The 26,112-nt window shown below is 72.2% G+C and carries 29 protein-coding genes, 1 pseudogene and 1 riboswitch; of the genes and pseudogenes, 16 read left to right on the top strand and 14 right to left on the bottom strand.

Going from position 1 to position 26,112, the window contains the following annotated elements:
- Positions 1–34: 34 nt before the first annotated feature.
- Together A6A25_RS32700 and A6A25_RS32695 are read right to left on the bottom strand one after the other, a co-directional pair.
- Positions 35–1,840, bottom strand: a complete 1,806-nt coding sequence (locus A6A25_RS32700; protein WP_073896850.1) for a S8 family serine peptidase — start codon at positions 1,838–1,840, stop codon at positions 35–37.
- A gap of 195 nt (positions 1,841–2,035) precedes the next feature.
- Entirely contained in the window at positions 2,036–2,545 is a 510-nt protein-coding gene (locus A6A25_RS32695; protein ID WP_083668858.1) for a GbsR/MarR family transcriptional regulator, read from the bottom strand.
- 94 nt (positions 2,546–2,639) lie between these two features.
- On the opposite strand from A6A25_RS32695, the gene A6A25_RS32690 reads away from it, so the two are divergent.
- The 4 genes from A6A25_RS32690 to A6A25_RS32675 are packed head-to-tail and all read left to right on the top strand — an operon-like array spanning position 2,640 to position 6,994.
- Positions 2,640–3,560, top strand: coding sequence for an ABC transporter ATP-binding protein (locus A6A25_RS32690; protein WP_073896849.1), 921 nt, complete (start codon positions 2,640–2,642; stop codon positions 3,558–3,560).
- Positions 3,557–5,149, top strand: coding sequence for an ABC transporter permease (locus A6A25_RS32685; protein WP_073896847.1), 1,593 nt, complete (start codon positions 3,557–3,559; stop codon positions 5,147–5,149). Before A6A25_RS32690 ends, A6A25_RS32685 begins: the two co-directional genes overlap by 4 nt.
- Before the next feature lie 52 nt (positions 5,150–5,201).
- Complete coding sequence (locus A6A25_RS32680; protein ID WP_073896846.1) at positions 5,202–5,759, top strand: ArsR/SmtB family transcription factor; 558 nt, start codon at positions 5,202–5,204, stop codon at positions 5,757–5,759.
- A complete protein-coding gene (locus A6A25_RS32675) occupies positions 5,756–6,994 on the top strand; it encodes an MFS transporter (RefSeq protein WP_073896844.1) in 1,239 nt (412 codons plus the stop codon). Before A6A25_RS32680 ends, A6A25_RS32675 begins: the two co-directional genes overlap by 4 nt.
- Before the next feature lie 213 nt (positions 6,995–7,207).
- Here the strand turns inward: A6A25_RS32675 and A6A25_RS32670 are convergent, their stop codons facing one another.
- Entirely contained in the window at positions 7,208–8,104 is an 897-nt protein-coding gene (locus tag A6A25_RS32670) for a PAC2 family protein (RefSeq protein ID WP_073896843.1), read from the bottom strand.
- Positions 8,105–8,154: 50 nt separating this feature from the next.
- On the opposite strand from A6A25_RS32670, the gene A6A25_RS32665 reads away from it, so the two are divergent.
- Genes A6A25_RS32665 through A6A25_RS32655 form a run of 3 tightly spaced genes read left to right on the top strand, consistent with a single transcriptional unit; the run spans position 8,155 to position 9,732 of the window.
- Positions 8,155–8,619, top strand: coding sequence for a homocysteine S-methyltransferase family protein (locus A6A25_RS32665; RefSeq protein ID WP_073896841.1), 465 nt, complete (start codon positions 8,155–8,157; stop codon positions 8,617–8,619).
- 20 nt (positions 8,620–8,639) lie between these two features.
- Positions 8,640–9,074 carry a DUF3592 domain-containing protein gene (locus A6A25_RS32660; protein WP_143193556.1) on the top strand — a complete coding sequence of 145 codons (435 nt, stop codon included), beginning with the start codon at positions 8,640–8,642 and terminating at the stop codon, positions 9,072–9,074.
- Positions 9,055–9,732 (top strand): HAD family hydrolase, encoded by a 678-nt coding sequence (locus A6A25_RS32655; RefSeq protein WP_073896838.1) that lies wholly within the window; start codon positions 9,055–9,057, stop codon positions 9,730–9,732. Before A6A25_RS32660 ends, A6A25_RS32655 begins: the two co-directional genes overlap by 20 nt.
- Here the strand turns inward: A6A25_RS32655 and A6A25_RS32650 are convergent, their stop codons facing one another.
- From A6A25_RS32650 to A6A25_RS32640, 3 genes are all read right to left on the bottom strand, one after another.
- The gene (locus A6A25_RS32650; RefSeq protein WP_073896836.1) at positions 9,733–10,467 is read right to left on the bottom strand and encodes a CbtA family protein; all 735 of its coding nucleotides are present in this window, start codon (positions 10,465–10,467) and stop codon (positions 9,733–9,735) included.
- A gap of 11 nt (positions 10,468–10,478) precedes the next feature.
- A complete protein-coding gene (locus tag A6A25_RS32645) occupies positions 10,479–10,664 on the bottom strand; it encodes a CbtB-domain containing protein (RefSeq protein ID WP_073896834.1) in 186 nt (61 codons plus the stop codon).
- Positions 10,665–10,694: 30 nt separating this feature from the next.
- Positions 10,695–10,870: riboswitch (cobalamin riboswitch) on the bottom strand.
- A 64-nt stretch (positions 10,871–10,934) separates the two neighbouring features.
- A complete protein-coding gene (locus A6A25_RS32640) occupies positions 10,935–11,585 on the bottom strand; it encodes a (2Fe-2S)-binding protein (protein WP_073896832.1) in 651 nt (216 codons plus the stop codon).
- Between the two features lie 18 nt (positions 11,586–11,603).
- Here A6A25_RS32640 and A6A25_RS32635 point away from each other — a divergent pair, with 18 nt between their 5' ends.
- On the top strand, positions 11,604–12,329 hold the full coding sequence (locus tag A6A25_RS32635) for a LysE family translocator (protein ID WP_073896830.1): 726 nt from the start codon (positions 11,604–11,606) through the stop codon (positions 12,327–12,329).
- A gap of 19 nt (positions 12,330–12,348) precedes the next feature.
- Here A6A25_RS32635 and A6A25_RS32630 read toward each other — a convergent pair whose 3' ends face one another.
- On the bottom strand, positions 12,349–13,524 hold the full coding sequence (locus tag A6A25_RS32630) for a GNAT family N-acetyltransferase (protein WP_073896828.1): 1,176 nt from the start codon (positions 13,522–13,524) through the stop codon (positions 12,349–12,351).
- Positions 13,525–13,606: 82 nt separating this feature from the next.
- Here A6A25_RS32630 and A6A25_RS32625 point away from each other — a divergent pair, with 82 nt between their 5' ends.
- From A6A25_RS32625 to A6A25_RS32615, 3 genes are read left to right on the top strand one after another with little or no spacing between them, the layout of a single operon-like run.
- The gene (locus A6A25_RS32625) at positions 13,607–14,062 is read left to right on the top strand and encodes a GNAT family N-acetyltransferase (RefSeq protein ID WP_073896826.1); all 456 of its coding nucleotides are present in this window, start codon (positions 13,607–13,609) and stop codon (positions 14,060–14,062) included.
- A 55-nt stretch (positions 14,063–14,117) separates the two neighbouring features.
- On the top strand, positions 14,118–14,381 hold the full coding sequence (locus A6A25_RS32620; protein ID WP_073896824.1) for a phosphoribosyl-ATP diphosphatase: 264 nt from the start codon (positions 14,118–14,120) through the stop codon (positions 14,379–14,381).
- On the top strand, positions 14,378–14,665 hold the full coding sequence (locus tag A6A25_RS32615; protein ID WP_073896822.1) for an antibiotic biosynthesis monooxygenase family protein: 288 nt from the start codon (positions 14,378–14,380) through the stop codon (positions 14,663–14,665). Before A6A25_RS32620 ends, A6A25_RS32615 begins: the two co-directional genes overlap by 4 nt.
- Here A6A25_RS32615 and A6A25_RS32610 read toward each other — a convergent pair.
- From A6A25_RS32610 to A6A25_RS32595, 4 genes and pseudogenes are all read right to left on the bottom strand, one after another.
- A complete protein-coding gene (locus tag A6A25_RS32610) occupies positions 14,650–15,282 on the bottom strand; it encodes a phosphoribosyltransferase (RefSeq protein ID WP_083668857.1) in 633 nt (210 codons plus the stop codon). The two genes, A6A25_RS32615 and A6A25_RS32610, sit on opposite strands and share 16 nt — an antisense overlap.
- 322 nt (positions 15,283–15,604) lie before the next feature.
- A pseudogene (locus A6A25_RS32605) lies at positions 15,605–16,378 on the bottom strand (thioesterase family protein).
- A gap of 15 nt (positions 16,379–16,393) precedes the next feature.
- A complete protein-coding gene (locus tag A6A25_RS32600) occupies positions 16,394–17,260 on the bottom strand; it encodes a RecB family exonuclease (RefSeq protein WP_073896820.1) in 867 nt (288 codons plus the stop codon).
- 54 nt (positions 17,261–17,314) lie between these two features.
- Complete coding sequence (locus tag A6A25_RS32595; protein ID WP_073896819.1) at positions 17,315–17,842, bottom strand: hypothetical protein; 528 nt, start codon at positions 17,840–17,842, stop codon at positions 17,315–17,317.
- A 49-nt stretch (positions 17,843–17,891) separates the two neighbouring features.
- On the opposite strand from A6A25_RS32595, the gene A6A25_RS32590 reads away from it, so the two are divergent.
- Positions 17,892–18,605, top strand: coding sequence for a TetR/AcrR family transcriptional regulator (locus A6A25_RS32590; RefSeq protein ID WP_073896817.1), 714 nt, complete (start codon positions 17,892–17,894; stop codon positions 18,603–18,605).
- A 42-nt stretch (positions 18,606–18,647) separates the two neighbouring features.
- Positions 18,648–19,778, top strand: coding sequence for a site-2 protease family protein (locus A6A25_RS32585; protein WP_073896815.1), 1,131 nt, complete (start codon positions 18,648–18,650; stop codon positions 19,776–19,778).
- On the opposite strand, the gene A6A25_RS32580 is transcribed toward A6A25_RS32585, so the two are convergent.
- Together A6A25_RS32580 and A6A25_RS32575 are read right to left on the bottom strand one after the other, a co-directional pair.
- Positions 19,753–20,427, bottom strand: a complete 675-nt coding sequence (locus A6A25_RS32580; RefSeq protein ID WP_073896813.1) for a response regulator — start codon at positions 20,425–20,427, stop codon at positions 19,753–19,755. The two genes, A6A25_RS32585 and A6A25_RS32580, sit on opposite strands and share 26 nt — an antisense overlap.
- Positions 20,424–21,539, bottom strand: coding sequence for a sensor histidine kinase (locus A6A25_RS32575; RefSeq protein ID WP_143193555.1), 1,116 nt, complete (start codon positions 21,537–21,539; stop codon positions 20,424–20,426). Before A6A25_RS32575 ends, A6A25_RS32580 begins: the two co-directional genes overlap by 4 nt.
- 108 nt (positions 21,540–21,647) lie before the next feature.
- Between A6A25_RS32575 and A6A25_RS32570 the strand changes: the two genes are divergently transcribed.
- Positions 21,648–22,238 (top strand): hypothetical protein, encoded by a 591-nt coding sequence (locus tag A6A25_RS32570; protein ID WP_073896810.1) that lies wholly within the window; start codon positions 21,648–21,650, stop codon positions 22,236–22,238.
- Between the two features lie 96 nt (positions 22,239–22,334).
- Positions 22,335–23,162: a tRNA (adenine-N1)-methyltransferase gene (locus A6A25_RS32565; RefSeq protein ID WP_073896808.1), complete on the top strand. Its 828-nt coding sequence runs from the start codon at positions 22,335–22,337 to the stop codon at positions 23,160–23,162.
- Positions 23,163–23,232: 70 nt separating this feature from the next.
- On the opposite strand, the gene A6A25_RS32560 is transcribed toward A6A25_RS32565, so the two are convergent.
- On the bottom strand, positions 23,233–24,033 hold the full coding sequence (locus A6A25_RS32560; RefSeq protein WP_073896807.1) for an Rv0361 family membrane protein: 801 nt from the start codon (positions 24,031–24,033) through the stop codon (positions 23,233–23,235).
- 240 nt (positions 24,034–24,273) lie between these two features.
- Between A6A25_RS32560 and arc the strand changes: the two genes are divergently transcribed.
- Positions 24,274–26,073, top strand: coding sequence for a proteasome ATPase (gene arc, locus A6A25_RS32555; RefSeq protein WP_073896805.1), 1,800 nt, complete (start codon positions 24,274–24,276; stop codon positions 26,071–26,073).
- Positions 26,074–26,112 lie beyond the last annotated feature (39 nt).

Raw genomic sequence — 26,112 nt, 5'->3', positions numbered from 1 at the left:
CCCGGTCGGGAGGCGGCCCCACCGCTGGTCAGGCTCAGACGTCGAGCGTCCAGCTGTTGAGGTACCCGGTGTCGAAGTACGCCACGTCGCGGACGCGCAGCTTCCAGGTGCCCGCGGCGGCCTCGGAGGAGGCGTTCACGGTGTACGAGCGGTTGATGTTGTCGGTGCCGCCACCGCTGCGGTTGTGCAGGTTGTAGACCGAGCCGTCCGGCGCGACCAGGTCCACGATCAGGTCACCGATGTAGGTGTGCACGATGGTGACCTGCACGGTGGTGGTGGCCGAGGCGTTGGCGGCGCAGGTCAGCGAGATCGGGCTGCTGACGTCGGAGTTGTCGCCGATCGTCACGTCGGTGCCGTTGGTGACCGGGGCGCAGCCGCCGCCGGTGGACGTGATCGCCCACGAGAACGTGGTGCTGCCGGTGCGCGACGCCGAATCGGTCACGGTCGCCGTCACCGAGTACGTGCCCACGGTCGTCGGCGTGCCGCTGATCAGGCCCGAGGAGCTGATCGACAGGCCGGCCGGGAGACCGGTGGCGGAGAACGCGTACGGCGCGGTGCCGCCGGTCGCGGACAGCTGCAGGCTGACCGCCGTGCCGACGACGGTCGACCGGTTGCCCGGGTTGGTCACGGCCGGGCCGCCGGGGGTCGCCGTGCCGGTGAACAGCAGCTTGTTCGGCGAACCGGTGCCCGGGCTGGTGATCTTGTCGGCGGTGGCGGCGGCGACGATCGCCGCGTTCACCGTCGGCGGGGTCGCGGCCGGGTTGTCCGCCAGGTACAGCGCGGCGGCGCCCGCGACGTGCGGCGCCGCCATCGACGTGCCGCTGATCGTGTTGGTGGACGTGTTGTTGGTGTGCCAGGCCGAGGTGATGTTCTGGCCGGGCGCGAACAGGTCGGTGCAGGTGCCGTAGTTCGAGAACGAGGCGCGCGCGTCGGTGTTGGTGGACGCGTTCACGCTCAGCGCCTCGGCGACCCGGGCCGGGGAGTAGTTGCACGCGTTGGCGTTGGAGTTGCCCGACGCCACCGCGTAGGTGATGCCCGCGGCGATGGAGTTGCGCACCGCCGTGTCGAGGGCGGTGTCGACGCCGCCGCCCAGCGACATGTTCGCGACCGCGGGCTTGACGGCGTTCTGGGTGACCCAGTTGACGCCGTTCACCACGCCCGCCGTGGTGCCGGAACCGGCGCAGTTGAGCACCTTGACCGCGATCAGCTGCACGCCCTTGGCGACACCGTGGGCCGTGCCGCCGACCGTGCCGGCGACGTGCGTGCCGTGGCCGTTGCAGTCGGTGTTGTTGCTGTCGACGGTGTTGGTGCCCCAGGTGGCCCGGCCGCCGAAGTCCGAGTGCGTGGTCCGGATGCCGGTGTCGATGATGTACGCCCGCACGTTGCTCGCGGTCGTCGAGTAGTTGTAGGCGCTGTCCAGCGGCAGGCTGCGCTGGTCGATGCGGTCCAGGCCCCAGGACGGCGGGTTCTGCTGGACGGCACCGATCGAGATCGGCAGGTCGGCCTGCACGAACGCGACCCGCGGGTCGGCGGCCAGGCGCCTGGCCTGTGCCGCGGACATGGTGGCGTGGAAGCCGTTGAGCGCGTGCTGCCAGGCCACGCGGACCTGGCCGCCGTACTTGTCGACCAGCGAGGACGCGGTCGACGCGGACGCCGACCTCGCCGACATCGCGTCGTTGAGGGCCACGATGTAGGAGCCGGGGACGGCGTCGGCGCGCTCCGCGCCGAGCACGTCGGCGTCGGCGGCCGCCACTCCGGCGTTCGAGAAGGCCAGCGCGGCGGCCGACACGGCGGCCAGGCCGAGCACGGCCAGTCTTCTGGTGGTTCGGGCGTCTCCCATGGCAGGGTTCTCCCTTTGGGCAGGGCTGCGCGGCCGTGCCGGGCGGGTGCGCCGGTCGGCCGTGCGATGCAGGGGTGGGACGTCCGCGCGAACGGGTGGAGCGACCTGGTCACTTGCATGGTCGGGAGAAAACCGACCGCTCGTTAGCGCCGATAGTCGTAACTACGTCGAATCGAAAGGTATCGGTACCGCCCGTCAGGGCCGGTCGGCCGAGTCCCGTGCGCCCAGTCGCTCGTCCCGGTACGCCCGCCACTGCTTGAGCATGTTCGGCAGCTCGGCGTGGAAGAACTCGAAGAACATGAGGGTCTCGGAAATCCGCAGGCCCGCGGGCGTGTCGGCGCCGAGCGCGCTGATGCCCTCCTTGAGCGGACCGGTCATGCGGCGGAGCATCTCGTCGCGGCGGAACAGCGCCTCGTACCAGAGGTCGTCGAGCACGCGGTAGATGTCGCGGCGCGTGCCGGTCTCCCGCTCCCGGCTCACCAGGCCGACCTGGGTGAGGTACCGGACCGCGCCGGAGATGGCGGCGGGGGAGACGCGCAGCAGGTCGGCCAGCTCGGCGGAGGTCATCTCGCCGGAGTCGGCGGCCAGCAGCGCGACGAACACGCGGGCGGGCATCCTCGCCATGCCCGACTCGGTGAACACCGAGGAGAAGCGCTCGATGAAGCGCAGCACCGCCTGCTCGTCCCGCTCGCCCACCTGAGTCACCGCCGGATCATCCCTTCGTGGTACCTCGAACCGGGGGCAGTTTATACGCTTCCTTAACTTCACGACTTTGTGAAATGACTGTAACTTACCGGGCATGACTGCTGCGATATCCGTGTCGGGCCTGGTCAAGACCTTCGGCCCGACGCGTGCACTGGACGGTCTGGACCTGACCGTCCGCGAGGGGGAGGTGCACGGCTTCCTCGGCCCCAACGGGTCGGGCAAGTCGACCACCATCCGGGTCCTGTTGGGCCTGCTGCGCGCAGACTCGGGTGCCGCGTCGCTGCTGGGCGGCGACCCGTGGCGCGATACCGCCGAGCTGCACCGCAGGCTCGCCTACGTGCCCGGCGACGTGAACCTGTGGCCCAACCTGACCGGCGGCGAGGTGATCGACCTGCTGGGCAGGCTGCGCGGTGGGCTGAACGAGAAGCGCCGCGCCGAGCTGCTGGAGCGCTTCGAGCTGGACCCGCGCAAGAAGGGTCGCACCTACTCCAAGGGCAACCGGCAGAAGGTGGCCCTGGTCGCGGCGCTGGCCTCGGACGTGGAGCTGCTGATCCTGGACGAGCCGACCTCCGGGCTGGACCCGCTGATGGAGGCGGTGTTCCAGGAGGCGGTGAACGAGCTGCGCGGCGAGCGGACCGTGCTGCTGTCCAGCCACATCCTGGCCGAGGTGGAGGCCCTGTGCGACCGGGTCAGCATCATCCGCAACGGCCGCACGGTGGAGAGCGGCACGCTGGCCGACCTGCGCCACCTCACCCGCACCAGCGTCTCGGCCGAGCTGGTCGGCGCGCCGGACGGGCTGGCCGGCCTGCCCGGCGTGCACGACCTGGCGGTCGACGGCACGCGGGTGCGGTTCGAGGTCGACACCGACCACTTGGACACGGCGCTGCGCGCGTTGGTCGGCAGCGGAGTGCGCGCGTTGACCAGCCAGCCGCCGACGCTGGAGGAGCTGTTCCTGCGCCACTACGAGGACGAGCTGCCGTCCGGCGGCACGGTCGAAGGGGCGATGTCGTCGTGACCGGCCTCGGCTCGCTGGTGCGCCTGGCGCTGCGCCGCGACCGGCTGCTGCTGGCCGTCTGGGTCGTCGGCCTGGTCGGCATCACGGTGGCCACTGGTTCGTCCCTGGAACAGCTCTACGGTGCGGTCGAGGCGCGGCAGCAGCTGGCCGCGACGGCGAGCGGCAACCCGGCGTTCCTGGCGATGCTCGGCCCGATCTTCGACGCGTCCGCCGTCGGCGGCCTGCTGGCCTGGCGGTGGGGTGTGTTCGGCGCGCTGCTGGTCGGGCTGATGAGCATGTTCCTGGTCACCCGGCACACCAGGGCCGAGGAGGAGACCGGCCGGCTGGAGCTGATCGGCTCGACCGTGGTCTCCCGGCACGCGCCGCTGGCCGCGGCGGTGGTCGTGGCGCTGGCGGCGAGCACCGTGATCGGCCTGCTCATCGCGCTGGGACTGGTGGGCCTGGGGCAGGACGCGGCGGGGTCGTTCGCGTTCGGCCTCGCGCTCGCGTCGGTCGGCTGGGTGTTCACCGGTGTCGGCGCGGTCAGCGCGCAGCTGTCGGAGAGCGCCCGCGTTGCGAACTCGATCTCCGGCGCCGTGCTCGGCGGCTCCTACCTGCTGCGCGCCGTCGGTGACGCGGCCGGTGACGAGGGCCCGACCTGGCTCGGCTGGCTGTCGCCGCTGGGCTGGTTCCAGCAGACGAGGGCGTTCGCCGGTGACCGGTACGCGGTGCTGCTGCTCCCGCTGGCGCTGTTCGCGGTCCTGCTGGTGGCCGCCTCGACGCTGATCACCAAGCGTGACATCGGCGGCGGGCTGCTGGCGACCCGGCTCGGCCCCGACCGCGCGCCCGCCTCGTTGGGCAGCGCGTTCGGCCTGGCCTGGCGGTTGCAGCGGGGCATGCTGATCGGCTGGACGATCAGCCTGTTCGGGCTCGGCGCGATCTACGGGTCGGTCGGCGGCGCGGTCGAGGAGATGCTGAACGGCAACCCGGCGCTGGAGAAGATCATCTCGCAGATGGGCGGCTCCGGCGCGATCGTGGACGTCTACCTGGCGTCGATCCTCGGCATCATCGCCCTGTTCAGCGCGATCTACGTGGTGCAGGCGACGCTGCGGCTGCGCGCCGAGGAGACCGAACTCCGCGCCGAGCCCGTGCTGGCCACCCCGGTCAGCCGGTACGCGTGGGTCGGCAGCCACCTGCTGTTCGCCACCGTCGGCACCGCCGTCGTGCTGGCCGCAGCCGGTGCGGGCGCGGGCTTGGTGCACGGCGCGCGGGTCGGCGACGTCGCCGGGCAGGTCGTGGCGCTGGCCGGCGCCGCGTTGACGCACGTGCCGGCGGTGTGGGTGGTCGCGGGCCTCGCGCTGGTGCTGTTCGCGCTGGTGCCGAAGCTGGCGTCGGCGAGCTGGGCGGTGATCGTGGTGTTCCTGGTGCTGGGCCAGCTGGGGCCGGTGCTCCAGCTCGACCAGTGGGCGATGGACCTCTCGCCGTTCACGCACATCCCCAAGGTGCCGGGCGCGGAGGTCACCGCGACCCCGTTGCTGTGGCTGACGCTCGTCGCGGCGGCGCTGGTGGCGGCCGGGTTCGCCGGGTTCCGCCGGAGGGACGTCGGCTGAGAACCTGAAAGAAGACTTTCAAAAGAACCCTTTCAGGTCTACCGTCGGGGTCATGGATCTCCCAGGACCCCGACGGGTCACCGATGTCGACGCGCTGAAGGCGCTGGCGCACCCGCTGCGCGTGTCGTTGCTGAACCACCTGCTGGCGGTCGGTCCCCGCACGGCGAGCGAGTGCGCCGAGGCGGTCGGCTCGACGGCCTCCAACTGCAGCTGGCACCTGCGGCAGCTGGCGAAGTCCGGGTTCGTGGAGCGGGTCGAGGCCGGTGACGGTCGGGAACGGCCGTGGCGGGCCACCTCGGTCGGCTACGACGTCGGCGCGTTCGACGACGACCCGGAGGTCCGCAGCCAACAGGACGCGGTGCTCGCGCTGGCGCTCAACGAGGACAACCGGTTGGTCCAGCGCTTCCTGGACCGGCAGCACGAACTGCCGCGCGAGTGGCTCGAAGCCTCCGCGATGCACGGCTACACGGTCAACGTGACCGCCGAGGAGCTGGTCGGCCTGCTCGGCATGATCGACGACATCCTACGCCCGTACCTGGTGCCGGTGCGCCAGGACGTGCCGGAGGGTGCCCTGCCCGCGCACGTCGGCATCCGGGCGTTCCCGCGATGACCGGCCCGCTGGGTGTGCCCGCGTTCCGGCGGCTGTGGATCGCCGGGTTCGTGTCCGAGATCGGCGACTGGGTGCTGCTGGTCGCGCTGCCGGTGTACGTCTACCAGCGCACCGGTTCCGCGGCGGCGACCGCGACGACGTTCGTGGTGGCGCTGCTGCCGAGCCTGGCGCTGTCGCCGCTGGCCGGGGTGCTGGCCGACCGGTTCGACCGGCGCAGACTGATGCTGCTGGTCAGCCTCGCGCAGGCGGTCACCCTGCTGCCGCTGCTGACCGGCGACCTGGTGCTGGTGAACGTGGTGACGGCGGTGCAGGCCGGGTTGGCGGCGCTGTTCGAACCGGCCAAGAACGCGTTGCTGCCGACGCTCGTGCCGCGGGAGCAGGTGCCGGCGGCCAACGGGCTGATCGGGTTGAACGGCAACCTGGCACGGCTGGTCGGGGCGTCGCTGGGCGGACTGCTCCTCGGCTACACCGGGTTGCCGGGCGTGGTGCTGGCGGACGTGGCGTCGTTCCTGCTCGCGGCGGCGCTGTTGGCGACGCTGGGGACCGCGGACCCGGTGCGCGAGGCGGGGAAGCCCGCGTGGCGCGCCTGGCTGGACGGGCTGCGCGAGATCCGCGGCCCGCTGCGGCCGATGGTGGCCGTGGTCGGGTTGATGGCCACCGGCCAGGGCCTGTTCGTGGTGCTGTTCGTGGTGTTCGTGACCGAACGGCTCGGCGGGGGAGCGGCCGAGGTGGGGTTGCTGCGCGGTGTCCAGGCGGTTGGTGGGCTGCTCGGTGGCCTGTTGGTCGGCGTGCTCGCGCGTCGGCTCGCACCCGGCAGGCTGCTGGGCGTGTCGCTGGTCGGCTTCGCCGTGGTCGCCGCGCTGGGCTGGAACGGGCCGCACGTGACCACGGCGCTGGTGTTCTACCTGGCCGCGTTCGTGGTGGTGGGCGTGCCGGGCGTGATCGCGGGCGCCGGGATGGTGTCGGTGCTGCAACTGCACGCGTCCGACGAGGTGCGCGGCCGGGTGATGGCGACGTTCGTCAGCCTCTACGACGGCGGTCAGGCGCTCGGCATGGTGCTGGCGGGCGTGCTCACGCCCGTGGTGGGCCTGTCCGCGCTGCTCAACGCCCAGGCCGCGCTCTACCTGGCGGCCGGTGTGCTGGCGCTGGCGACGCTGGACCTCGCGACCGGTCGCGGTGCAGCAGCACGGGCGGAACGGCCGGCACCAGCCCGGCGGGCACGAGGAACGCACTGACCGGGTCCGCGTGGTACTGCGGCACGAACGCCACCGACGGCAGCACCCCGACCCCGACCAGCAGCGCCCCGCCGAGCGCCGAACCGGTCGATCGACCACCCGGTCAGCCGTGCCGTGCAGATCCCCACCAGCCCGACCCGGCCGGCCGGTGTCACCTCCATGCCGGATCCCGGCCGGAGGACTCGGGCGAAGCGCTGGTCCGGCCGGCCGGCGTCACATCCCCGTCGGGCCACGGCCCGGACCACGGCCGCGGCGGCGCAGGTAGCGCTCGAACTCGGCGGCGATCGCGTCACCGCTGGCCTCGGTGATCTGGATCTCCGCGTCGCCGCGCTCCTCCAGCGCCCGCACGTAGTTGCGCACGTCCTCGTCCTCGTCGGCCATCTCGCTGACCGTGCGCTCCCACTCCTCGGCCTGTTCCGGCAGGGCGCCGAGCGGCACCTCGACGTCCAGCACCTCCTCCACCCGGTGCAGCAGGGCGAGCGTCGCCTTCGGCGAAGGCGGCTGGGAGACGTAGTGCGGCACGGCCGCCCAGAACGAGATCGCGGGCACACCGGCCTGCACGCACAGGTCCTGGAACACACCGACGATCCCGGTCGGCCCCTCGTACCGGGACCGCTCCAGCCCGTACTTCGCCGCCGCCGCCTCGTCGTACGCCGTCCCCGTTACGGGCACCGGCCGGGTGTGCGGCGTGTCCATCAGCAGCGCACCCAGCGTGACCACCGTCGTCACGCCCAGGTCCTCGATGTGCCCCAGCAGCTCGGACGCGAACTTCCGCCACCGCATGTTCGGCTCGATCCCGTGCACGAGCACCACGTCGGTGGACGACCCGGGCGGACGGCACACCGACAGGCGGGTCGTCGGGAATTCAACCCGTCGGGTGACACCGTCCACCAGGCGGACTGTGGGGCGAGTCACCTGGAAGTCGTAGTAGTCGTCCGGATCGATCTCCGCCAACGGCGTCGCGTCCCACGTGAGTTGCAGGTGTTCGATCGCCGTGCTGGCGGCGTCGCCAGCATCGTTCCACCCCTCGAACGCCGCCACCATGATCGGGTTGGTGAGCGGTTTGCTGGGGTCGAAGGGGGTCTGGGCGGCCTGGTCCGGATCGGTCACGCGGCCAGACTACGACCACTGGCGCACACCCGACGCCGTAGGCTTGGCGCATGTCGGATCGTGTCACGCCGCCTTCCCCCGGCGCGCTCGCCGACCGCGTCCCCGTCGCGGACGGCGCGACGGGCACCACGCTCCGCTCCGCCGACCCGACCTCGGACGACTCCGCAGGTCACGAGGGTCGCGACGAGCCGCTGAACGTGACCGGGCCGGCCGTCGTGCCCCGGGTGCGCCCCGGCTACCCCGAAGCCGGCGCGGACGCCGCGGAGACCGACTCCTTCGGGGCCGACCCGGGCGGGTTCGGCATCGCCGAGAAGATCTTCGAGCCGTCCCGTCGGGGTGCCGAACCCGCACGTGAGGTGGCCGACGAGGACGGCGGCAGGTTCGCCGTCGGCCCCGGCACCACACCGCCCACCCTTGGTCACGCTCCGTTCACAACGCTCCGGTGCACTTACGCTGAACAGGTGAAGGTCCTCCTCGAAGGTGGCGTGGGTGTGGCGAAGTACTCCGACGCGTGAAACGGCAATCGTTCGCGTGGGTGATCCCGTTGGTCGCCGGCCTCGTACTGCTCTCGGGCTTCGTGGGCGGCGTGGCGCTGCTGGACGCCGTCGCCACGGACCTGGCACGCACAGGCGTCCGCACGACCGGGGAGGTGGTGCGGGTCAACCCCGGCGGCAAGCTGCCGGCCACCGCGGACGTCCGCTACCCGGTGAACGGCGTCCCCCGGACCGGGGTCCTGGTCATGGAAGGCCACCCCCTCTACGCCGTGGGTGATCGGGTGACCGTGATCCACGACCGCGGCGACCCCGACCGCTTCCGCACCGAGGAGTTCCCCAACGACCCGATCTGGACCATCCTGCCGCTGGGTGTGCCGCTGCTGGGCGGCTTCTACCTGGTGGTTAGGGGTATCGCAGGGTTCGTCGACCGTCGGCGCGGCGGAAAGCACCGGATGAATGGAGAACCACGTGGGTGAGCCCGCGGCCGTCCTGTGGGACATGGACGGCACCCTGTTGGACTCGGAGAAGCTGTGGGACATCCCGCTCACCGAGTTCGTGGAGAAACTGGGCGGCACGCTGTCGCTCGCGACGAGGCAGGCGCTGGTCGGTTCCAGCACGGCCCGCACCATGGGGCTGCTGTTCGCCGAAGCGGGGGTCGTGCCGACCGACGCCGACCTCGCCGACGGCGCGGCGTGGATCAGCCGGCGCACCGAGGAGCTGTTCCGGGCAGGCCTGCCGTGGCGGCCGGGCGCGGCCGAGGCGCTCAGGGCGGTGCGGGACTCCGGTGTGCCGATGGCGCTGGTCACCTCGACCGAACGGCGGCTGACCGAGGTCGCGCTGGACACCATCGGCCGGGACCTGTTCGACGTCACGGTGTGCGGTGACGAGGTCGACCACCGCAACAAGCCGCTGCCCGACCCGTACCTGAAGGCCGCCAGGCTGCTCGGCATCGACCCGACCCGGTGCGTCGCGGTCGAGGACTCGCCGACCGGCGTGGCCTCCGCCGTGGCCGCCGGCTGCACGGTGCTGGTCGTGCCGTGCGACGTGCCGGTGGAGCAGGGCGAGCGCCGCGTGTTCCGCGAATCCCTGGTCGGGGTGGAACTGGAGACGCTCACCCTGCTGCTGGAGCGCTGACTAGACCGCGGACACCCGCTTCACCCGACGTGTCGCCGGGTCGACCAGCAGGCCGAACACGACGCCGAGACCCAGCCACAGCGTGGCCGTCTCGGCGAGTGAGGCCAGCCGGAACTCCCACAGCACGCCACCCGGCACGTCGGACGGCACGACGTCCGGCGTCGCCGGGAACGCGACGAGCAGCACGACCACCGCCGCCAGCACGACCGACGCCACGGCGGTCGCGCGGACCGGCGGCGTCAGCCCGCCCAACCGGGAAGCCAGCTGGCTCGCGCCGACCGCGACCAGCAGCCCGGCCGCGATCAGCCCCAGGTAGAGCACCGTGCGGTACTCCACGGTGTCCGCGGCACCCACGCCCGGCGGGTTGGCCGGGTACTTCACCGCGGGCAGCAACGCCGCCGCGCCGAACGCCGCCGCCGACAGCGACACCGCCCGCACGAACGGCGCCTTGGACACGAACCAGCGCCGCGACCCCGCGTACGCGGTGGCGAACAGCGCGCCGACGGCCACACCCACCACCACCGCGGCGAGCACACCGCCGACCACCTGCGTGCCGCGGCTGAACAGCTCGCCGTGCCCGTGACCCGCGCCGGGCTCCGCGGGCCGCGCCTGTTCGACGGCCAGCGCCGCCCGGATCGGCGCCTCGACCACCAGCACGCCGACCAGGCCCGCGAGCAGCCCGGACACCGCGCCCGCGCCGACACCGCGCGCCAGCAGACCCTTGTACGTCGGCATGTCGACCCGGCCTAGTGGCACGGGACGCCGAGCGCGTGGCGCCCGTCGTGGAAGAACTCGTGCACGGTCTCGGCGGCGTGGCCGAGCGCGATGCCGTTCTCCTGCAGGACCAGCCAGGTCACGCTCAGCGCGACCAGCGCGACGGCGTAGGCCCACTTGGGGACGGTGACGGAAAGGTGGTGCGCGGGGCTCGTCATGACGCCTCCTCCATACCTCGTGGAAGGTCAACAACAACTCGTGCCGCAGCCGGTCTCCTGACTCCCGGATCGACACCGTCCCCGCGTCTTCCCAGCCGCCGCACGCGGCCAGTGACGTTCTCGGCGGGTTGGCTCCCCGGTCACAGTGGCGAGGACCGCGCCGGATTCACACCGGCTTCCCGTCCACTGCGGCGTTGCGAACCGTAGAGTCGATCGTGGTCGGGGCACAACCGACCAGACGAGTTGTCGTGCACTTCACGCCGGAGGGGTTCAGCGGGGCGTCAACGGGCAGTCGCCGCACGTGCCGCCGCCGTCGAGCCGGTAGTACAGGCAGCAACTGCGCCGCCGGAACACCACCTCACCGGGGAACGGGATGAACTCGCCGGTGTCCTTCAGCGGCGGGTCGGCGAACAGTTCGCCGGCCAACGCGCCGCAGTCGACGCCGCTGCGGCTGACCGTGCGCAGCGCGCCCGCGACGGACGACCCCGCGTTGCCCCACAGCAGGCCGCGTGCCACCGGCGTGCACGCGTGCACCGCCTCCACCACCGGCTCCATCGACTCGGCGATGCCGACGCCCGCCAGCGGATCCTTCAGGCGGACCTGGAGGCCTTCCGGGCGGTACCGCCACCACACGTTGGCCGGGCGGACGTCCGGCGCGACCCCGCCGACCGCGCGGGCCGCGACCACCGGGCTCAGCAGCCGTGCCGTGTAGCCGAGGAAGAACAGCGACGCGGCGACCCGCCGTTCGGTGGTGCGGTAGCGGTCGCTGATCCGGTCGAGGGCGTCGGGCAGGGCGGGGCCGTGCGACAGGGCCTCGCCGTCGTGCCAGCCGTCGTCGGGCCGGCCGACGTCGAGGGCGAAGAACGGGCTGAGGCCGCGGATCTGCCGCAGGGTGGCCAGGACTCGGGCGAACTCGGACACGTGGCCTAGTCTGCCGCCGTGGACGCACTGGGGTGGGGACTGGCCCTCGGCCTGGCCGCGAGCATCAGCCCCGGCCCGCTGTTGGTGCTGGTGGTGACGTCGGCGCTGCGCTCGGGCTGGAAGTCCGGCGTGCTGACCGCCTGCGCGCCGCTGCTGTCGGACGCCGTGGTGGTCGCGGTGACCTTGCTCCTGCTGGACCGCCTGCCCGCGCGGGCGCTGGGCGTGCTCGGCGTCGTGGGCGCGGTGTTCGTGGTGTGGACCGGCGTGCAGACCGTCCGTGAGGCCCGATCGGCGTCACTGACCGATCGCCCCTCAACCCCCGAACCGGCCTCGCCCGAGTTCCACGCTGCGCAGGGGTCGCCGCCCAGGGGAACCCTGAACTCGATTCTACCGGCGGGGTACGACAATTCCGGTTCCGCGAAGGCCGCCGGAGCCCTCGCCCTGCGTCGAGCGGTGCTGGTGAACCTGCTCAGCCCGCACCCGTGGATCGCGTGGGCGACCGCGCTCGGACCGCTCACCATCACCACGTGGCGCGCGTCGGCGGCCGCGGGCGCGGCGCTGGTGATCGGCTTCTACCTGACCCTGGTCGGCGGCAAGGTCGTGATCGCCGTGCTCGTCGCCCGCGGACGCCGCCGCCTCGGTGACACCGGCTACCGCCGCGCGCTCACCGCCGCCGGCGCGCTGCTCGTGCTCGCCGGCGTGGCGATGGGCGTCGAGTTCGCGGGTTACCCGCAAGGCGGCTAGTGCGCCGGGGCCAGGGACGTCAGGACAGGTAGAACGTCATCATGTCGCTGCGCACCGGCGGGAACAGGGTGCACATCAGGTCGGCGTTGGGGCCCGGGTATACGTCCGGGAACCGCGCGGTCAGGCCCTTGAGCCCGTGCGGGCCGAACAACAGCGACGCCAGCATGTCCGGCGCCACGCCCGCGCCGCCCGCCGCGCCCGGCGCCTGCATCGTCCCGCCGACCACGACCGGCCCGACCTCGCCCGCCTTGAACGGCAGCCGCACGTGCGACCGGTAGAACGACACGACCGCCTCGCCCTCCCCGTCACCGAAACCGCCGTCCGCCAACCGCCAGCCGAACACCGGCCGCAGGTGCTCCAGCAGCGCCACCGGGTCGCCGATCCGGACGTAGTGCGAGTTCGCCTCCTCCGGCGCGGGCCCGAGGAACGGCTCCAACGCCTCACCCGCCACCGACCCCGGCCGCTCCGTCACCTCGGTCGCCTCGGTCAACGCGAGCAGCGCGTGCGCCGCCGCCTCGTCCACAGCCGCCGCCTCCGCCAGCCGCACGCCCTCCTCCGGCGGCGTGGTGCGACCCGTGGCGACCGGCACGCCGTCCCGCTCCACCAGCCACTCCGTGCTGCCGTCCCGCGCCACGAGCCACCGCCACAGGCCGTGGGAGTGCGGCATCCGCAGGTCGGCCCGCGCCTGCTCGGCGTCCTGGAGCCGGGCCATCACCGGGATGTCCTCGACGCCCGCCTCGCGCACCGCGTGCCCGGCGCCGTCGGGACGCCCCGTGACCGGTCGGGTGGCCGAGATCGGGATCGCGTACGTGTAGCCGAACTGGCGGTAGAAGTACGGGATGCCGAGCATCACGTTCACCAGGTGGCCGCGTGCGGCGGACCGTTCGTGCGCCCACCCCATCAGCGCGCGCACCAGCCCGCGACCCTCGTAAGCTCGGTCGGTGGCGACCAGTTCCACCTGGCCCGCCGGGATCTGCACCCCGTCGAGCACCAGCGTCTCGTCCAGCAGGGTCGCGGTGGACACGACCTTGTCGCCGTCCACGACCACCGCGCACGACTCCCAGCCCGCGTCCGGGTCCTCGACCACCAGGCGGTGGTCGACGGCGTCCGCCGGCTCACCTCGCTCGACCAGCAGCGCGCCGATCTGGTCGAGGTCGTCCGGGCGCGCGGTCCGCAGCACCAGCCCATCGGTCATCGGTGCAGTGTCACGGTGTGACCGAAGTCGCGCCAACGGTTTTTCGCTGGCGGTTCCGGTACCGCCCGCGCAGAATCCGCGCATGCCCTGGCTGCCCGCTGACTACGCCCACCCGACCCGCGTTCCGCTCGACGCCGAACACCACCTGCGGCCCATCCGCGAGTCCGATGTGGACATCGACTACCCCGCGGTGATGGGTTCCCGGGAGCGGCTGTGGTCGTTGTACGGCGAGAAGTGGGGCTGGCCGCTCGCCGACATGACCCACGAGCAGGACCGCGTCGACCTGGCCCGGCACGAACGCGAGCAGGACGCGCACGAGTCGTTCAACTACGCGCTGTTCAACGCCGACGAGACCGAGCTGCTCGGCTGCGTCTACATCGACCCGGTCGAGGACCCCGAGCGCGCCGACGACGCGCAGATCTCGTGGTGGGTCGTGGACGCGCACGTGGGCACCGACCTGGAGCGCGCGCTGGACGCGTTCGTGCCGAAGTGGATCGCCGAGGCGTGGCCGTTCACCAGCCCGCACTACGGGATCTGATCCCCGCGGGGCCTGGGTTCCTGCGGCCGTTCGGGGGATGGGAGGATCAGACCCCGTGAAGACCTTCGACGAGCTGTTCGCCGAGCTGAGCGAACGCGCACGCACCCGCCCTGAGGGCTCCGCCACCGCCGCGGCTCTGGAGGCCGGGGTGCACGCGCAGGGCAAGAAGGTGCTGGAGGAGGCGGGCGAGGTCTGGATCGCCGCGGAGCACGAGTCCGACGAGCGCCTGGCCGAAGAGGTCTCCCAGCTGCTGTACCGGGTGCAGGTGCTGATGCTCGGTCGCGGCCTCACCCTCGCAGACGTCTACAAGCACCTGTGATCCTGGAAGTCGCCGCGCTCGACGTCCGCCCCGGCCTGGAGGCGGACTTCGAGCGGGCGTTCGAGCAGGCCCGCGAGGTCATCTCGGCGTCGCCCGGGTTCGTCTCGCTCGACCTGCGGCGTTCGGTCGAGCACCCGTCCCGCTACCTCCTGCTGGTGCGGTGGGAACGGCTGGAGGACCACACGGTCGGCTTCCGGCAGGGGCCGCTGTACCCGCGGTGGAAGGCGCTGCTGCACCACTTCTACGACCCGTTCCCGACGGTCGAGCATTACCGCGCGGTCTGACCACGTAGCAGCTCGACGACCTGGTCGTCCGTCGTCTGGTCGAAGTGCCCGTAGAACCGGCCGACCGCGCGGAAGTCCGTCCGCGGGTGGGGGCAGACCACCAGGTCGGCGTCCGCTCGGAGGGCGCGCACGGAGTCGGCCGCGCCCACCGGCACCGCGAGCACCAGCCGCCGGGGGTGCTCTGCCCGGGCTTCTCGCAGCGCGGCGCGGGCCGTGACGCCGGTGGCCAGGCCGTCGTCCACGACCAGCACGTCACGGCCTTCGAGCCGCACCGGGCCGTCCCGGTACAGCTCCAGCCGCCGCCGGGCCTCCCGCCGTTCGGCTTCGCACGCCTCGGCCAGGTCCTCGCGGGTCAGGCCGAGCACGCGCAGGGCGTCGTCGTCGAAGATCGGCTCGCCCTCCGCGGTGACCGCGCCGATGCCGTACTCGGGGTGACCGGGCGCGCCGATCTTCCGCGAGACCGCCACGCCCAGCTCACCACCGAGCGCCGAGGCGACTTCGAACGCCACCGGCACGCCGCCGCGCGCCAGGCCGAGCACCAGGGGATCGGTCCACGACTCGTCGGCCAGCGCCCGGGCGAGCACCCGGCCGGCGTCGAAGCGGTCCGCGAACCTCATGGCCCCATGGTGCGCGCGACGCGTGCCGGCTGCGACCGTGGGCCTGGTTGACGGGGTGTGGGGCAGAGCGACTGCCGGGTCAACCGCCCCCGCAGGAGACCCACGCGTAGAGCAGGTCACGACCCCCGGCCGCCGCGCCGTCCACCTCAGACCGCGGAACGGATCGCAGCGCTTCGCGTGGCAGCGCATCACGGCGAATCCCCGCGACCTGGACGACGCACTCGCTCCCGGCCGCGCGATGCACCCGCCGGCGACCACGGTCCCGCACAGGGAGCCGCACGACGGCGAGGCGGGCGTGGCCGCGCCGTGACCTCGCGGTGCTCTAGCGCTCCCGCACGAACAACGACTGCGCGCTGCGCCCCACCGGCCCGTGCCCGTCGTGCAGCACGCTGCTCGCCACGCCGACGCCCGACGGCCCGATCACCGTCCGCGCGTCCAGCGCGAACCACTCGCCGACCGGCTCCCGGTGCAGGTGCACGGTCAGGTCGGTGTTGATCGCGTACCACGTGCGGATGTCCAGCCGGCTGGACACGCCGCTCGCCGAGTCGGCCACGGTGAACAGGCGTTGCGCCGGGCTCGGCTCCTCACCGGCCACCACGCGCACCTGCGCCCGCGCCCACACCACCGCGTCACCGGGTGCGAAGATGCCGCCGGTCACCGAACGCCACTCCATGGCGGCGAGGTAGCCGCCCTGCCAGTGCTCCGGGATCGTCATCGGCTCGCACTCCGCCGGCGGGACGAGCCCCTCGCCCTCGCCCGCCGCCACGGCCGCCGTGTCGCCCGCCACGATCCGTCACGCGTTCGCCCGCAGCACCGGACGGCCCTCGTGCGCCAGCTCGGCCGTCAGCAGCTCCACCGAACGCCCCGGCCGGAGCACCGACGCGGTCACGGTCAGCTCGGCCACCGGCACCGGGCCCAGCACCTCGAACCCCACCCGCGACAGCACCGCCTCCGGCCGCGGCGCGCACCGCTCCAACGCCCGCACCAGCAGCGCGGACGGCGGGCCCAGGTGCTGGCTGTCATTGCCCCACGGCCCGGTGGTGTGCCCGGTGGCGGCGAACCTGTCGTCGTCCAGCAACTCGTAGAACGCGTCCATGAAGCAGAACCCTCGTCAGTCGGCCCGGTCCAGCACGGTCTCCACCCCGGCGTCCGGCTCCGGCCAGCCCGGGTACGGCGGCGGCGTGCCGTCGAACGCCGGGCACAACGCCTTGTGGTCGCAGTAGTCGCACAGCCTGCTCGGGTTCGGCCGGAAGTCACCCGACTTCGCCGCGCGCAGGATCGCGTCCCAGATCGCCTCCAGCGTGCGCTCGAACCGGGCCAGCTCCGCCTCGTCCGGCTGGTAGGCCAACGCCTGCCGGTCGGCCAGGTACATCAGCCGCAGCTGGCGCGGCACCACGCCGCGCAGCCGCCACAGCACCAGCGCGTAGAACTTCATCTGGAACAACGCCTTGGCCTCGCCGACCTCGCGCGGCGCGGCGCCGGTCTTGTAGTCGACCACCCGGATCTCGCCGGTCGGCGCCACGTCCACGCGGTCGATGTACCCGCGCAGCAGCACCCCCGAGGGCAGCTCCCACTCCACCAGCAGCTCACGGGCGTCGGCGTCGAACCGGCGCGGGTCCTCCAGCCCGAAGTAGCCGTCCAGCAGCTCCTGCGCCGAGGCCAGCCACTGCTCCTGCTCGGGATCGCCCTCGGCGAACAGCTCGGCGAACTCCGGCCGCTCGGCCCGCACCCGTTCCCACGCCGGGCCGACCAGCGCCCGCGCCGTCTCCGGCAGCCGTTCGGCGGCGGGCAGCCCGAACAGGTCCTCCAGCACCGCGTGCACCACCGTGCCGCGCACCTGCGCCCTGGTCGGCTTCTCGGGCAGCCGGTCGACGGCGCGGAAGCGGTAGAGCAGCGGGCACTGCTTGAAGTCGCCCGCGCGCGAGGGCGACAGCGCTGGCCTGCGAACAGGGCGCTCGGTGATCGTCGGCACTGCCATGGGACGACACCCTAGGCCAACCCCCCGACAAGATCGGGTTCGAACCTCGGGGTGTCAGGCGGCGGCGCGCGCGTAGTCCGGCAGGTCGATCTTGTTCGTGATGTCCTTGCCCGCCTTGAGCATCACGGCGAGCAGGAACCGGTTGCCCAGCAGGGTGTTGCGCGCACGCAGGCCGAACGCGCTCCCGGGCGCCAGGAACTTGCCCGTGCGGTCACCGCCCTTCTGGCACCGCCGCGCGTAGTCGCGCATCCGGTCCTCGTAACGGCGGAACGCCGCCTCGTGGTCGCCGTCCGCAGCCAGCTCGCCCGCCAGCACGTACGCGCCGACGACGGCGGTGCCCGTGCCCATGCCGCCGATGGTGGCTCCGCAGGCCGCGTCCCCGACCAGCGCGACCCGGCCCCGTGACCACGGCCGGACGTCCACCCGGCTGATCGAGTCGAAGTACAGCTCCGACGTGTGCTCCAAGGTCGCCAGCAGCCGGGGCGTCTCCCACCCCATCCCGCCGAACGCCTCGACCAGCAGCCGCCGCTGCGCGGCCACGTCACGCCGGTCGTGGTCCAGGACCGGTGACTTGAAGACCACGAACGCGCCCCGGTCGCAGTTTTCCGCGACGGCAACGCCGGAGGGGGCGATGGACCTGACGGGCAGCCTCGACCTGCTGTGGGGCGACCGTCCCGGCCCTCGTCGCGGCCCCAAGCCCGCGCTCAACCACGACCTCATCGCCCGCACCGGCATCGCGGTCGCGGACGCCGAAGGACTCGCCGCCGTGTCCATGCAACGGGTCGCCGCCGAACTCGGCTTCACGAAGATGTCGCTGTACCGGTACGTGCCGGGCAAGGCCGAGTTGGTCGCGCTCATGGCCGACCTCGCGATGGGCACCCCGCCCGCCGACCTGGACGGCGCCGACCGGTGCGCACGGCTGCGCTCGTGGGCGTTGGCCTTGCTACCGGGCTTCGTGCGGCACCCGTGGGTGCTGGAGGCCACCACCGGACCGCGGGTGGTCGGACCCAACGAACTGGCCTGGATGGAAGCCGCGCTGGCCCTGCTCGACGGCACCGGCCTGGGCGGCGCCGAGCGGATGGACGTGCTGGCCGTGCTCGCGGGGCACGTCCGCAACATCGCCCAGCAGTCGGCGACCACGCCGGGCGGCGACGCCGCGACGCAGTTCGGCGCGATCCTGGCCGAGGTCGTGCGCGAGCGGGGCGACCGCTACCCGGCGACGAAGGCGGCGTTGACGGAGGCCGCCGGGGGCGGTGAGGACGAGGCGCTCGGCTTCGGCCTGGACCTCATCCTCGACGGCCTGCGCGCCCGGATCGGCGACCCGTCCGGCCCGACACGGCCCTGATCCAACACAGCCCTGATACACCCGGCCGCCTAGGCTCGGCACGTGGCGACGACGGGGAGTTGGCGGCGGCAAGTCGGCCGGGACGGCGGGCTGCCGCTGTTCCGCGCGGCCGGGATACCGGTGCTGCTCGCGCCCTCGTGGTGGCTGGGCTCGGCGGCCATCGTGGTGCTCTACGCGCCGCTGGTCGGCCGCATCGCGCCCGGTACCGGTGGACTCACCGGCGTGCTGCTCGCCGCCACGTTCGCGATCTTCCTCGGCCTCTCCGTGCTGGCGCACGAACTCGGCCACAGCCTGGTCGCCCTGCGCCTCGGCCTGCCCGTGCGGCGGCTGCGCCTGTTCCTGCTCGGAGGCGTGTCCGAGGTGATGCGCACCCCGACCCGACCCGGCCACGAGGGCGCCATCGCCGTCGCCGGGCCGATCGTCTCCATCGTGCTCGCGGGCGTGTTCGCGCTGGCCGCGTCCGCCATCCCGCAACCCGACGCGGTCTGGCTGCTGATCGCCCAGACCGCGTTCGCCAACGCCGCCGTCGCGGTGTTCAACCTGCTCCCGGGCCTCCCGCTGGACGGCGGCCGGATCCTGCGCGCGGGCGTCTGGGCCGTCACGGGCCGCCGTGCGGCGGGCACGAAGGCCGCCGTGATCGGTGGCGGCGTGGTGGCCGCGCTGCTCGTCGTCTGGGCCGTCTGGGGCGTGCTCGACGGCGCCGAGGACCGCTGGCTCCGCTTCGGCGTGTGCCTGCTGACCGCGTGGTTCGTGCTGGCGGGCGCGCGTGGCGAGTTCACCGCCGAACGCCGCAGCACCTGGCCGGACGGCCTCACGCTGGGCGAACTCGTCCGGCCCGTGCTCCAACTGCCCGCCGAGAGCCCGGTGTCGGGCGCGCTCACCGCGTCCGCCGGCCGGGGCGTGGTCCTGGTCCGCGCGGACGGCGTCGCGGCGGGTCTGCTCGACCGCGAGATGGCGCGCCGGCTGGCCAGCACCTCGCCGCACGCGCCCGCCGAGCAGGCCGCCGTGCCGATCCGGCCGGAGACCGTGCTGCTGGAGAACGAGACCGGCGCCGAGGTGGTCGAACGCGTGCACGGCACGGCCGCCTGGGAGTACCTGGTCGTCGACCTCGAAGGACGGCCCGCGGGCGTGCTGCGCCGCGAAGACCTCAAGGCCGCGCTGGACCGCCGCTGACCCGGTCCTCGCCCGGACCGTCCAGCAGGCCCGCCTCCTGCGCCAGGATCGCCGCCTGCACCCGCGACCGCAGGTCCAGCTTCGTCAGCACCCGCGACACGTGCGTCTTCACCGTCGTCTCACCGATGTGCAGCTTTCGTCCGATCTGGTGATTCGACAGCCCCTCACCGAGGCAGTGCAGCACCTCCACCTCACGCTCGGTCAACGTGTCCAACCCGGCCGGGCGTGATCGCGGCACGGACGAGGCGAACTCCCGCATCACCCGCCGCGTCACGCTCGGCGCCAGCACACCGTCACCGGCCGCGACCTGCCGCACCGCGTCCACCAGGGCGGACGACTCCACGGACTTCAGCAGGAACCCCGCCGCACCGGCCCGCAACGCGCCGCGCACGTACTCGTCCAGGTCGAACGTGGTCAGCACGAGCACGTCGCACACGCCGCTGAGCTGCCTGGTCGCCTCGATGCCGTCCACGCCGGGCATCCGGATGTCCATCAGCACCACGTCCGGCTCCAGCCGCTTCGCCAGCCGCACCGCCTCCGCGCCGTCCGCGGCCTCGCCCACCACCTCGACCCTGTCCGCGTCACCGAGGATCATCACCAGCCCGGCCCGGATCGCCGCGTGGTCGTCGGCCACCACCACCCGGATCACAGCGGGAACTCCGCCCGCACGACCCAGTCGCCGTCGCGGCCCGCGGAGAACACCGCGCCGACCAGGTGGGCGCGTTCGGCCATGCTCACCAACCCCGTTCCCGTCCCGGCGCCGCGCGAACCGTCCACCACGTCGTTGCGCACGACCACCACCAACCGCCTGACCTGCCGTTCGAGCACCACCGACGCGCGCGCACCCGGCGCGTGCTTCACCGCGTTGGTCAACGCCTCCTGCACGATCCGGTACGCCGCGACGTCCACGCCCACCGGCAGTTCGCCCACGTCACCGCCTCGGAACTCCACGTCGAGCCCGGTCGCGGCGGCGGAGTCGACCAGCCTGCCCACGTCCGCCAGCCGCACCGCCACCGGCTCGTCCACCGGCTCGTCGGCCCGCAGCACGTCGATCATCGTCCGCATCTCGGCCAACGCGCGCACGCTGTTCTCGCGCACCGACTTGAGCACCGTGCGAGCGGTCTCCGGGTCTCCCGAGCGCAGCGACAGCACCGCCTCGGACTGGATCGCGATCGCGGACATGTGCCCGGCCACCACGTCGTGCAGGTCGCGGGCCATCCGGTTGCGCTCGGCGTTCACCGCGGCCCGCCGGTCCAGCTCGGCGATGCGGGCGATCTGCTCGGCGCTCTCCCGGTGCCTGCGCACGTTCGTCGCCCACCACACCGGCACCACGAGCAGCGAGAACACCTGCAACCCGGTGTAGAACGACTGCCGCCAGTCACCCGCTGCCGCGACCGCCGCCGTGATGCCGACCGTCGCCACGGCCACCGCGCCGACGAGGACCTGGTGCAGCCGGCGCGGACCGTTCAGCGTGGCCACGAACAGCACATCGACGCAGACCATCATCATCGGCGCGCTCAGGCCGAGGTAGAGGTCCACCGCCGCGGCAGCGCCGACCACGCCCAGCGCCACCAGCGGCGCCCGGTGGCGGAACGCCTGGCCGGCGCACGCCACGGCGAGCAGCGCCACGCGCGTGCCGATCGGGACGTGCCCGTCCCGGCTGCCCATCACCTGGTCCAGGCCGAGCCGGTGGACCAGCAGCCCCAGGGCGAAGAAGGCCACCGCGACCAGCACGTCTCGGTGTCCCGGGCGCAGCGTCACCCCGCCATCACAGCACAGGGCCGGGCGCGGGGCGTCCTACGAACTGATGACGCGGGGTCGGTCTCTCCGCCGACGCGCCCAAGATCCCCGGACGGCACGATTGCGGACGTGGTTGAACCGTTGGTCGTCCTCATCGTGGCTTGTGAGATCGGTTTCTGGGTGGTGCTGGGTGCCGGGCTGCTGGCCCGGTACGTGCTGCGGATGCGCAAGCTGGGTGCGGTGCTGCTGGTCTGCACTCCGGTGGTGGACGTGGTGCTGCTCGTCGCCACCGTGTTCGACCTGCGGTCCGGGGGAGAGGCGTCGAGCGTGCACGGGCTCGCCGCGATCTACCTGGGCGTGAGCGTGGCGTTCGGGCACAGCATGATGCGGTGGGCCGACCAGCGCGTCGCCCACCGGTTCGCCGGTGGCCCGCCCCCGGTCAAACCGCCCAGGCACGGCCTGGCGAAGGTCCGCTACGAGTGGCGCGAGTGGGGCAAGTTCGCGGTGGCGTGGGCGATCGCCTGCTTGGTGATGCTGCTGCTCATGTACGTGGTGGCCACGCCGGAACGCACGCAGGCGCTGTGGGGGCAGATGGGCACCATGACGCTCGTCGGTGTGATCTGGCTGCTGGGCTGGCCGGTGTACCACACGGTCACCGAGCTGGCGAAGGGCGGCCTGAGCGGTCGGACCAGGGAGAAGGTCGGCGACCAGGGCGAGTGAAAGCGCGGTCGGCTGGTGGGCCGCTACGGGCCGTGTGCGGCCTCCGTGCGACCATCGTGCGCTGTTGACACGCGTTTTAGCAGGAGGTTCGCCGCGGTGAGCACCGCCAGTGGTCCGTTCCAACCGGGAGACCGGGTGCAGTTGACCGACCCGAAGGGACGGCACTACACGATCGTGCTCGAACCGGGCAAGGAGTACCACACGCACCGCGGCGCGTTGCCGCACGACAAGCTGATCGGGCAGCCCGAGGGGTCCGTGGTCGTCTCCGTCGGCGGCACGTCGTTCCTCGCGCTGCGGCCCCTGCTGTCGGACTACGTGCTGTCCATGCCGCGTGGCGCCCAGGTGATCTACCCCAAGGACGCCGCCCAGATCGTCATGTACGGCGACGTGTTCCCCGGCGCGCGGGTGCTGGAGGCGGGTGCCGGTTCGGGCGCGCTGACCTGCTCGTTGCTGCGCGCGGTCGGCGAGAAGGGCAGCGTGACGTCCTACGAGGTGCGCCAGGACCACGCCGACCACGCCATCCGCAACGTCGAGCAGTTCTTTGGCGAGCGGCCGGGCAACTGGTCGTTGACCGTGGGCGACGTGGCCGCGCACGAGGGCGAGGTCGACCGGGTCGTGCTGGACATGCTCGCGCCGTGGGACGTGCTGCCCGCCGTGTCGCGCAGCCTCATCCCGGGCGGCGTGCTGGTCGTGTACGTGGCGACCACGACGCAGCTGTCGAAGGTGACGGAGGCGATCCGGGAGCAGCAGCACTGGACCGAGCCGCACGCGTGGGAGACCCTCGTGCGGCCGTGGCACGTGGTGGGCCTGGCCGTGCGGCCGGAGCACCGGATGATCGGGCACACCGCGTTCCTGCTGACCACCCGCAGGCTGGCCGACGGCGTCACCCCGCCCCGGCCGCAGCGCCGGCCGTCCAAGGGCTGACCAAGGCTTTGACCAGCCAAAACGGCCCCGCACGAGGTGTGCGGGGCCGTTTCGCGTCGAACGGGGTCGGTCACGCGGTCGGGCAGGCGACCCAACCGTCGTCGGTCTTCTTGAACGGCAGCGTGTCGGTGTCGTCCTTGACGAACTCCTTCATGCTGTCGGGCACGCCCGAGAACTTGACCGAGATGGTGGCGGTGGCCTCCGTGTCGCTCTTCTCCTCGACCTTGTCGAGGGTCAGGTTGACCTTGATGTCCTTCGCCGCCTTCTGGGCCTCCTCGACCTGCTTCTTGAACTCCGGAGGCAGGTCCTTGAGCTCCTTCTCCAGCTCGGCGGCGAAGGCGCCCGGGTCGGTCGCCTTCTTGATGTCGTCGATCGTGCCGTGCTTCTCGGTGCAGGTCAGCGTCTTGAGCTTGTCGAAGTCGCGGGAGTTGACGGCGGCGACGTAGCTGTCGGCGGCGTCCTTGGGCGAGCTGTTGCCGCCCCCACCCATGGTCATGACCAGCACGACCACGACCGCGATCACGACCACGGCACCGACGCCGCCGAGGATCCACGGCAGGGGGCTCTTCTTCGGCGGCGTGCCGTACGGGTCGCCACCGAAACCACCCGGTTGGCCGTAACCGGGCTGGTTGAACTGGCCGGGTTGGCCGTACGGCTGCTGGCCGGGGCCGGGCTGGCCCTGCTGCGGGTAACCACCCGGAGGCGTCCCGTAGCCGGGTTGCTGCCCACCCTGTGGGAAGCCCTGGCCGGGCGGCGGGTACCCGCCGGGCTGCTGGCCGTACCCCGGTTGCTGGCCGAATTGACCTGGTTGCTGGCCAAATTGACCCGGCTGCTGACCGTAGGGACCCGGCTGCTGCGGCGGGACGGACATCACGTTCTCCTAGAACTTTCCGCTGGTGGCAGTGGACACTGCCCGGACTACGCGCGTGGGACTCGTTATGGGACGCACGGTAGCGGGTAGGAGGTTCCGGCAGACACCGGTATGGAGCAGTTGGTCCGGCCGAGCGGGCGGTTTGTGTGATCACACGACGCCCGGGAACCCGCTGGGTGGCGGCTTTTGTCGGTGATCGCCGGTACCGTTGTCGTACGAACACGGGAGGAGGGTGCCGACATGCAGCACGGTCATCCCGGCAGCCAGCCCGATGAGGGTGGCGAGCTGAACAAGGGCAACAACTCTGGTGAGCTGACAGCGCAGATCAGGTTCCTGGAGGACGAGATCGCGTTGCTGCGCCGCAAGTTGACGGAATCCCCACGACACGTCCGCCTGCTGGAGCAGCGGTTGGCGGAGGCGACGGAGCGCGTCAGCCAACTGACCGAGCGCAACACGAAGCTCATCGACACCCTTCGAGAAGCGCGGAGCCAGCTGCTCGCCCTGCGCGAGGAAGTGGACCGCCTCGCGCAGCCGCCCAGCGGCTACGGCGTGTTCCTGGCCAGGTTCGACGACGGCACGGTGGACGTGTTCACCTCCGGCCGTCGCATGCGGGTCTCGGTCTCACCGGCGGTGGAGACGTCGTCGCTGGTCCTGGGCCAGTCGGTGCGCCTGAACGAGGCGTTGACCGTGGTCGAGGGCGGCGACTTCGAGCGCACCGGCGAGGTCTGCACGCTGCGCGAGGTGTTGCAGTCCGAGACCGCCGACAGCTCGATCGGCCGTGCCCTGGTCGTGGGTCACGCCGACGAGGAGCGGGTCGTCTGGCTCGCGCAGCCGCTGATGGACTCGCCGCTGAAGGCCGGCGACTCCCTGCTGGTCGACTCGAAGGCGGGCTTCGCCTACGAGCGCGTGCCGAAGGCCGAGGTCGAGGACCTGGTGCTGGAGGAGGTGCCCGACGTCCGGTACGAGGACATCGGTGGCCTCTACCGGCAGATCGAGCAGATCCGCGACGCCGTGGAGCTGCCGTTCCTGCACGCCGACCTGTTCCGCGAGTACAAGCTGCGCCCGCCCAAGGGCGTGCTGCTGTACGGCCCTCCCGGCTGCGGTAAGACGCTCATCGCGAAGGCGGTGGCGAACTCCCTGGCCAAGCAGGTCCACGCCGCCCGTGGCGAGGACCACCGCGAGGCCAAGAGCTACTTCCTCAACATCAAGGGCCCCGAGCTGCTCAACAAGTTCGTGGGCGAGACCGAGCGGCACATCCGGCTGATCTTCCAGCGGGCCCGGGAGAAGGCGTCCGAGGGCACCCCGGTGATCGTGTTCTTCGACGAGATGGACTCGATCTTCCGCACCCGCGGCAGCGGCGTGTCGTCCGACGTCGAGACCACGATCGTGCCCCAGCTCCTCAGCGAGATCGACGGCGTCGAGGGCCTGGAGAACGTCATCGTGATCGGCGCCTCCAACCGGGAGGACATGATCGACCCGGCGATCCTGCGGCCGGGCCGGCTCGACGTGAAGATCAAGATCGAGCGTCCGGACGCCGAGGGCGCGAAGGACATCTTCAACAAGTACCTCACGCCCGACCTGCCGATCCACGCCGACGACCTGGCCGAGTTCGGCGGCGACCCGGTGGCCTGCATCGACGGCATGGTGCAGCACACGGTCGAGCGGATGTACGAGGAGTCCGAGGAGAACCGCTTCCTGGAGGTCACCTACGCCAACGGTGACAAGGAGGTCCTGTACTTCCGGGACTTCAACTCCGGCGCGATGATCCAGAACATCGTCGACCGCGCGAAGAAGGCGGCCATCAAGAGCCTGCTGGACACCAAGCAGCCGGGCTTGTCGGTGCGCCACCTGCTGGACGCGATCGTGGACGAGTTCGCCGAGAACGAGGATCTGCCCAACACGACCAACCCGGACGACTGGGCCAGGATCTCGGGCAAGAAGGGCGAGCGGATCGTCTACATCCGCACGCTCGTGACCGGCAAGAACCAGGAGTCGGGTCGGGCCATCGACACGGCCACGAACACCGGTCAGTACCTGTAGGACCGCACTGCCAGCCGGTAACCCGCCTGGAAAGCCCGC

Origin of the sequence: Saccharothrix sp. CB00851, assembly GCF_001905065.1 — a bacterium.
GTDB lineage: Bacteria > Actinomycetota > Actinomycetes > Mycobacteriales > Pseudonocardiaceae > Actinosynnema.
The sequence above is the reverse complement of the archived record's forward strand: the minus strand, read 5'-3'. Positions and strand labels throughout refer to the sequence as shown.